9 protein-coding genes are annotated in these 6291 nt (G+C 42.3%); 3 read left to right on the plus strand and 6 right to left on the minus strand.

The features are described 5' to 3' along the window. Positions 1 to 220: 220 nt before the first annotated feature. The 6 genes from GZ63_RS0115845 to GZ63_RS0115870 form a co-directional block, all read right to left on the minus strand. Positions 221 to 1189 (minus strand): nuclease-related domain-containing protein, encoded by a 969-nt coding sequence (locus GZ63_RS0115845; RefSeq protein ID WP_029271230.1) that lies wholly within the window; start codon positions 1187 to 1189, stop codon positions 221 to 223. Between the two features lie 32 nt (positions 1190 to 1221). Then, positions 1222 to 1749: a GrpB family protein gene (locus GZ63_RS0115850; protein WP_029271232.1), complete on the minus strand. Its 528-nt coding sequence runs from the start codon at positions 1747 to 1749 to the stop codon at positions 1222 to 1224. Between the two features lie 272 nt (positions 1750 to 2021). After that, positions 2022 to 2156, minus strand: a complete 135-nt coding sequence (locus tag GZ63_RS17660; protein ID WP_084179376.1) for a YvrJ family protein — start codon at positions 2154 to 2156, stop codon at positions 2022 to 2024. Positions 2157 to 2230: 74 nt separating this feature from the next. Beyond that, on the minus strand, positions 2231 to 2446 hold the full coding sequence (locus GZ63_RS0115860; RefSeq protein ID WP_029271234.1) for a DUF2922 domain-containing protein: 216 nt from the start codon (positions 2444 to 2446) through the stop codon (positions 2231 to 2233). Between the two features lie 34 nt (positions 2447 to 2480). Then, positions 2481 to 2708: a DUF1659 domain-containing protein gene (locus tag GZ63_RS0115865; protein WP_029271236.1), complete on the minus strand. Its 228-nt coding sequence runs from the start codon at positions 2706 to 2708 to the stop codon at positions 2481 to 2483. Positions 2709 to 2842: 134 nt separating this feature from the next. Continuing rightward, positions 2843 to 4120, minus strand: coding sequence for a cytochrome P450 (locus tag GZ63_RS0115870; protein ID WP_318842394.1), 1278 nt, complete (start codon positions 4118 to 4120; stop codon positions 2843 to 2845). Positions 4121 to 4242: 122 nt separating this feature from the next. On the opposite strand from GZ63_RS0115870, the gene GZ63_RS0115875 reads away from it, so the two are divergent. The 3 genes from GZ63_RS0115875 to GZ63_RS0115885 are packed head-to-tail and all read left to right on the plus strand — an operon-like array spanning position 4243 to position 6112. Then, entirely contained in the window at positions 4243 to 4470 is a 228-nt protein-coding gene (locus GZ63_RS0115875) for a helix-turn-helix transcriptional regulator (RefSeq protein ID WP_029271240.1), read from the plus strand. A 3-nt stretch (positions 4471 to 4473) separates the two neighbouring features. Beyond that, a complete protein-coding gene (locus tag GZ63_RS0115880; RefSeq protein ID WP_156947759.1) occupies positions 4474 to 4776 on the plus strand; it encodes a hypothetical protein in 303 nt (100 codons plus the stop codon). A gap of 25 nt (positions 4777 to 4801) precedes the next feature. Next, complete coding sequence (locus GZ63_RS0115885; protein ID WP_029271244.1) at positions 4802 to 6112, plus strand: serine hydrolase; 1311 nt, start codon at positions 4802 to 4804, stop codon at positions 6110 to 6112. The last annotated feature ends 179 nt before the right edge of the window (positions 6113 to 6291 follow it).

A 6291-nucleotide genomic window follows, 5' to 3' on the forward strand; every position in this document is an offset into this window, starting at 1 on the left:
TACCTCCCTTATTGCGCGAGAATACCTTCCTATCGCTCGACTTTCTCCTCCTATTGCTCGACTTCCTCCTGAAAAGCAACATCTTCCATTCCAATCAAATCTACCATCAAGGAAGATCACCTCCATCAACCCTATTTTCTGCCTTAAGCAGAAAATCTCCCTCCCCTTTCATCAAAAGGAAGGTTTTCTGCATACGCAGAAAACCAACCCTCCTTCTTCTCTACAAAGCCCTTCTTCTATCCGCCTTAATCCATCGTTTATATTCCTTTTGATATTTCATATTGCTTGTTTTCATCAGTCTTGTTGCAACGTTCCTCGATTGAATCCGTAAATATCGCATACATTCCTTATTATTGATCCACGGGCTGATAAGCAGGAAGTAATCCGAGAATGCCCGCAGATGGGCCAGCTTCGCCCTTTTGCTGCATGCTTTGCATTGCCACGTGCCATACAAACGCTCCATCCCTAATTTTCCACACGCCGGACAGTGCACACCCGTCAGCAAATGCCTTTTTTTAACCCCGTACCTTGATAAAATATCAAAATCATGCGCTTTGCATGCGCCTAAGATGGCTTGTCCGATTTTAGAGTGATTAAAGCTACCAGGCCCTTTTTTTCGTAATACTTCTTCTTGCTGGAGAATTTTCCTTGGAATATGCTCACCATGTGCTACTACTTTTGAGACTGCCTCCTGATCACCAATGACGTCAATAATCGTACTAGGATCGCTAATAGCAATAAAATAATAGATGGGAATGTTTATAAGATGATGTGCGCGGAGCCATTGTTGGAGTTTGTTTTTCTGATTTTCCGCTTGGATGAGGGGATCACGGAATCCTGTTTCTTTCTGGCCATCGCTACGGGTGAATTGATGGAGGATCGTATCGAAGGTGATTTTGTCACTGAAGTTTTTTATTTCGATGAGGTAGATGGCTTGCTTCGTTATGAGAACGGTGTCAAATTGAACGGTCTTTCCATCGACTTGAAGACATATACCTTGAAACATCGTATATTCACGAGCGAACTGCTCTAAATGATAATCCACTTTTTGCTCGCCAATATAGCCTTTATACCGGGTGGCCGCTTCGCTTTGCATATCCGATAAGGCTGGAAAATTGTCGGGGAGCCGTCCGATTGCGGCATCTAATTTTTCCAAAACGATCGGTTTCGTTCGATTTTTTAATATCATGACATGGCATGCTCCTTCATGTATTGATTTTGCTAAGAAAACTTCCATTCCATGGCTCGGTGTTCCAGATTCTGAACAAATGCTGCTTTGCCATTACGATATCCTTCGCTGTCTTGAGGAAATTTTTCTGCAAGCTTTTCCTTTAAATTTCCATATTCCATCGTTGCTTGACGATGGGCTCTTAAATAATCACGAACAGCTACGTGACGCTCGATTTCACGTTCATGGTCAGATTGATAGATATGTACGTGATGTGTTCGACTCACTCCGCCTTTTCGGAAAAACCTTCTCCCTCGGAGCCCAAATTCTCCAAGCGCTTCATATCCTAATTCCTTCATTTTTCCCTGATGCGCATCTACATCCGCAATATTTTTGACAACCGGTAGGATATCAATGATCGGTTTCGCCTTTAAATTCGGTACGGCCGTACTCCCGATATGGTGAATCGCCACTACTTCGTCTTTAAACATAGCACGTATCTTTTCTGCTTCTTCCTCGAACATTCGAACCCAGCTTGCATCATGGTCGGTAACGATAATACGCCTCGTGCCATCCACCACCAACGATCACCTCCTTGGCATTTATTTTATCACAATTTTCTTTCTTTTAGTAATAAAAAAGAACACCTATTTCATCATAAACAGCGAGATTTTAAAAAAGGAGGCATGAAATTCATCTATCAAAGGTGGGGTGAAGTGTTGATTGCACAGCCCGTCGAGTGCTTCTCAAAATTAAATAAAGCCGACTGTTCTCTTAAAAATCAGTTGGCTTTTTCGTACCATAAAAAGGAACACCAGCCTAAACAAGCCCTGGTGTTCCTTTTCATAAACTTCTATTTCATTTTTTCCGGCAATGCGTGGATGGATTCGATCAGGGTGTTGAGCTTATCCTCGATCCGGTGCAGCAAATAAAAGGTCACCACCACAGGAAAACCAATCTCCGTCACGAATGAAATCCAAGTCTCCATTGCATCATCCCTCCTTTTTCTTTTTAAAAAAACAGGACCAGCGAGGTATTGTCGCTGGTCTGGTTGCCTGACTCTTAAGCTAAATCAATTTCTTCTACGTTTCGTTCTACGATGCGTGCGCTATGTTTCGCGATTAAATCGCCGCCAGATGAAGTGAACGCATTTTGTGCAATCACTTCATCCATCGCACTTTTCACTGCCTCCGGATCGACCGGTTCAACCGGCTTATCCAAGGAGTACGTTACTGTTTTACCGTCTTCGTTTTCGAATTTAAGTTCTAACTTTTTCATCGTGCACCCTCCCTTCTATTATTTTGTTACAAAGTTACGCCTCTTTTTGGATCTCAAAGCTGTCATTCCGTTCGACCTTGTGCAGTCTGCGTTCCTGCAACGGTGCAAAAGCTTGTGCAATTGCGTACAACTGATCCGCATTCGCGCTCGTTTTTACATTATTGAAGCTTTTCGTTTTATAGATGGATTTTCCTGTTTCCAAATCTTCCCCATCATAGAGCACCAAGCGCATCTGTGAATTCATTTTCTCTGCGATTGCCATGTGTCTCACCTCCCTTTCACCACTACAATCGAAGGTAACTTGCAAAAGGGGGCATCGACTGAGCACTTTTTTTAAAAGATTAAACGCACATACCCAAAAAAAGCTGAAACGCACAAATGCGAATCAGCTTCCTTTTATTTACGCTGTATATTTTCTAGAATCACATGACTTGGCGGGATGCTTGGCATATGAACCAAACGATAGCTCAAATCCTGCTTTGGCACGGTGTAATCCATTTTATTGACGAGGTAATCAAGCGCTACTTTCATCACGTCAACGGTCATCCACTCACCTGGACAGCGGTGCCCCATCCAGTAATCGCCCCCGCCTTGCGGGATAAAATCAAATGGGCTTCCTGACCAGTCGGCAAAACGATCCGGTTTAAATAGGTTCGGATTGTCCCAATACTTCGGATCATGATTCGTACCATATAAATCAAGCAGTGTAAGCGTTCCTTTTGGAAAGGTGTGATTTTTCCATGTAAAATCTTGTTTTACTCGTGCCGGCAAAAATGGGAAAAACGGATAAAAGCGCCGTACCTCCTGTACAAATTGCTGCATGAGCTGTTCGTTGCCACTGACCAGTTTAACCGTTTCATTCGGAAATTGGTAAACAGCGAGTGCGGTAAAATTAATATAAATGGAGATCGCTACAATTGGCCGCAGAATATTGACAATTTCCACCGCTGCCGTTTGGGAATCAAGTAAATTTTCATTCAAATCGCGGTGCCAGGATATCACGTCAAGCGCTGAACCGGTTTCTGGATGCATTTTCCCGTCTCTGACTTGTGTGATGAGTCCTCGAATCCATTGTTCCAATTCTTTTCGATGATTGACTGCTTTTTTATATTTCAAACCTAGCTTCGTAGGCGATTCAAACAGACTGCTCACTTTCTTCACGTGTTCCTCGAATTTGTCATCCGGCGCTGGCAGGCCAGCCCATTCACTGGCAATTCGTGTCATCATTTCTTTCGCTTCATCATAAAGCTGAATCTTTCCTTTACCTGTCCATGCATGAAGCGCCTGTTCCCAATGTTTTTCCGTAATCGCCTTTAATTTGTTCAAACGTTCGTTTGACATCAAAGACATAAACATTTCCTTGCGATGCTGATGTTTTACCCCATCCAACGTTTGCAAGCCGCCCTGTCCAAATAAGGTTTTCATTGCCTTCTTCGGCGCCGCTTTGTGCCGCTTAAATTTATCAATATCATAAAATAATTCTGCTGCTTCTTTCCCGCTTAAGCAAATCACCTGCTCCCCCAGCAGCCGCGTTTTGAAAATATCCGTTTGAAAACTTTGCATGCGGTTTGGAATATACATATATCCTTCCCTCATCACACCAAGTGTATGATCGAACCCCTTTTCTTTCGGTGTCCATGATTGATTTTCCACTTGTATTATACCCCTTTCCAAACAATAATCTCCCTTAGTGTTACCTATTTTAAAGACAACTAAACAAACAAGTTTGATGTCATTTATTTTTGACTTTAGGTAAAAAATATATTACACTCTGAATGATAAGAGGTGAACGGAACATGTCCTTAAACAATGACAGAAAAATACGAAACAGAATCGCCGTATTAAGAGCTGAGTGGAATTTATCTCAAAAGCAACTTGCTGAGGAATTAGGTGTAAGCAGACAAACGATTCATTCCCTGGAAAAAAATAAATACAATCCGTCGTTAAAATTGGCATTTGAAATTTCACTTTTTTTCGGAGTAGCTTTGCAGGAAGTTTTTCAATATGAAGAAGAGGAGGCTTGAATGATGGAAATAATATGGAGCTTATTACGTCTTGGTTATGTTATTATCTTTTTTATCGCAGTATTTATTTCTTTAAAATTTGAATGGAGCAAGGAGAACAAAGATGAACGGGGGCAAAGTATCTCAAACGCCTCTTACCGGTTCGCTTTTCCCTTCCTTCCAATTGGATGGCTGTTCATTACGTTATACGATGACTTCATTAGCAGCATGGATTATGAAACGTACAAACTAGCAATCTGGTATTTGCTAACAGGAACCTTCATCCTTCAGGCCTCTATGGTCACTGTCCTGAGAAAAAAATATTAATACCGTATAGAAAGGAGTAGGCACGATGAACATGTATGCTTGGGTTGGGGTGATTGGAATTATTGTTCTCTCCCTTATTTCCCTGATTCAAAAAGAAGATCGAACAAAGGAAAATATCCGAAAGTCCATGTTTATGATAAGCATTGCGCTAGGCATAATCGTCGCAGTGCTAGTCTTTCACATTGACTACCTGCTTGCCATTATCGTTGGATTTCTGCTTATCATTTTATTCGATAAAAAAACATACACGAAAAAGCGACTCATCATCTATGGATCCATTATCCTTATTTTGAGCATTACGTTCTTTATTCTTCTCAGGGAAAATCCTGATTATGTATTAGATTATTTAAAAGAACATCCGGAATCGACCTCTTTATATCTTGTGGAAAATGGCGATGTATTAAGCGCTTATCAAGCGGATGAAATACGTCCATTGGCAAGCACCGTAAAAATAATCATCGCCATAGAATATGCGATGCAAATCGAGGATCAAAAACTCGCAAAAGACCAACCCGTTCCTCTTAAAGATCTGGAGCGTTTTTACATCGAAAATACAGATGGAAATGCACATGAAAATTGGCTGGAGACAATGAAAGAAGAAGACAAAATCAAAAACGGTGAAGTGGCATTGCACGATGTTGCGCGAGGCATGATCGCCAACAGTTCCAACGCCAACACCGAATATTTAATCAACCTGCTCGGAGTCGACGCAATCAACAAACGCATCGACAAACTCGGCATCAAGCAACATGATAAAATCTATCCAATCGTCAGCGCATTATTAATCCCGGAACATGTAAAAACGGAAACCATGGAAGAAGAAGCACTCATCCAAAAACTGGAGAAAATGCCAATGGAAGAATACCGTTTGATGGCCGAGCAACTGAGCAAAGACATGCAAGCCGGCAAAATAAAAGCTGGAGACGTCACATTTGATTCATCTCTGGACGTACAAAAAATCTGGTCCGACCGCCTGCCAGGATCCACTGCAGAAGCATACGGAAAACTCTTACACAACATTTCGAGCGACCAACTTCCCGAAGGAGTAAATGCGACCGTACGCGACCTGCTGGAATGGCCAATGGAAATGCATGAAGAAAACCAGGAAACCTTTGCACATCTTGGAGCAAAAGGAGGCTCGACTGCATTCATCACAACCAATACCATGTACGCAGAAACAAAGGAAGGCGACCAAATCGAAATCGCCCTCCTGATCGATGACCTAAGCACCTTTGAGGGCATGCGCGTCCGAAATAGCCAGAATGCATTCGAATTAAAACTCCTTACCGATGCGGATTACCGCAAAAAAGTTCAAAAAGAGTTAGCCGACTCATGAGAAGGAAGGTTTTCTGCTGGGGCAGAAAACCAACCACCTCCTTGCTGGGTAAGTATTGATGTGGAAGCGAGGCAGTCCTTGCGCGAGTTTTAGGCGTTATTGCTCAACTTTACGTGGCTGTTGCGCGAGTTTGAAAGATTGTCGCGCGCGTTTGCGACGCTACTGCGCGACTTATACTC

Origin of the sequence: Virgibacillus alimentarius, assembly GCF_000709085.1 — a bacterium.
Taxonomy (GTDB): domain Bacteria; phylum Bacillota; class Bacilli; order Bacillales; family Amphibacillaceae; genus Virgibacillus_B; species Virgibacillus_B alimentarius.

Excerpts from the sequence above, each read along its gene's own strand:
- GZ63_RS0115885 (WP_029271244.1), top strand. The coding sequence starts at position 4,802 with ATGAACATGTATGCTTGGGTTGGGGTGATTGGAATTATTGTTCTCTCC.
- GZ63_RS0115845 (WP_029271230.1), bottom strand. The coding sequence starts at position 1,189 with ATGATATTAAAAAATCGAACGAAACCGATCGTTTTGGAAAAATTAGAT.
- GZ63_RS0115860 (WP_029271234.1), bottom strand. The coding sequence starts at position 2,446 with ATGAAAAAGTTAGAACTTAAATTCGAAAACGAAGACGGTAAAACAGTA.
- GZ63_RS0115865 (WP_029271236.1), bottom strand. The coding sequence starts at position 2,708 with ATGGCAATCGCAGAGAAAATGAATTCACAGATGCGCTTGGTGCTCTAT.
- GZ63_RS0115880 (WP_156947759.1), top strand. The coding sequence starts at position 4,474 with ATGGAAATAATATGGAGCTTATTACGTCTTGGTTATGTTATTATCTTT.
- GZ63_RS0115875 (WP_029271240.1), top strand. The coding sequence starts at position 4,243 with ATGTCCTTAAACAATGACAGAAAAATACGAAACAGAATCGCCGTATTA.
- GZ63_RS17660 (WP_084179376.1), bottom strand. The coding sequence starts at position 2,156 with ATGGAGACTTGGATTTCATTCGTGACGGAGATTGGTTTTCCTGTGGTG.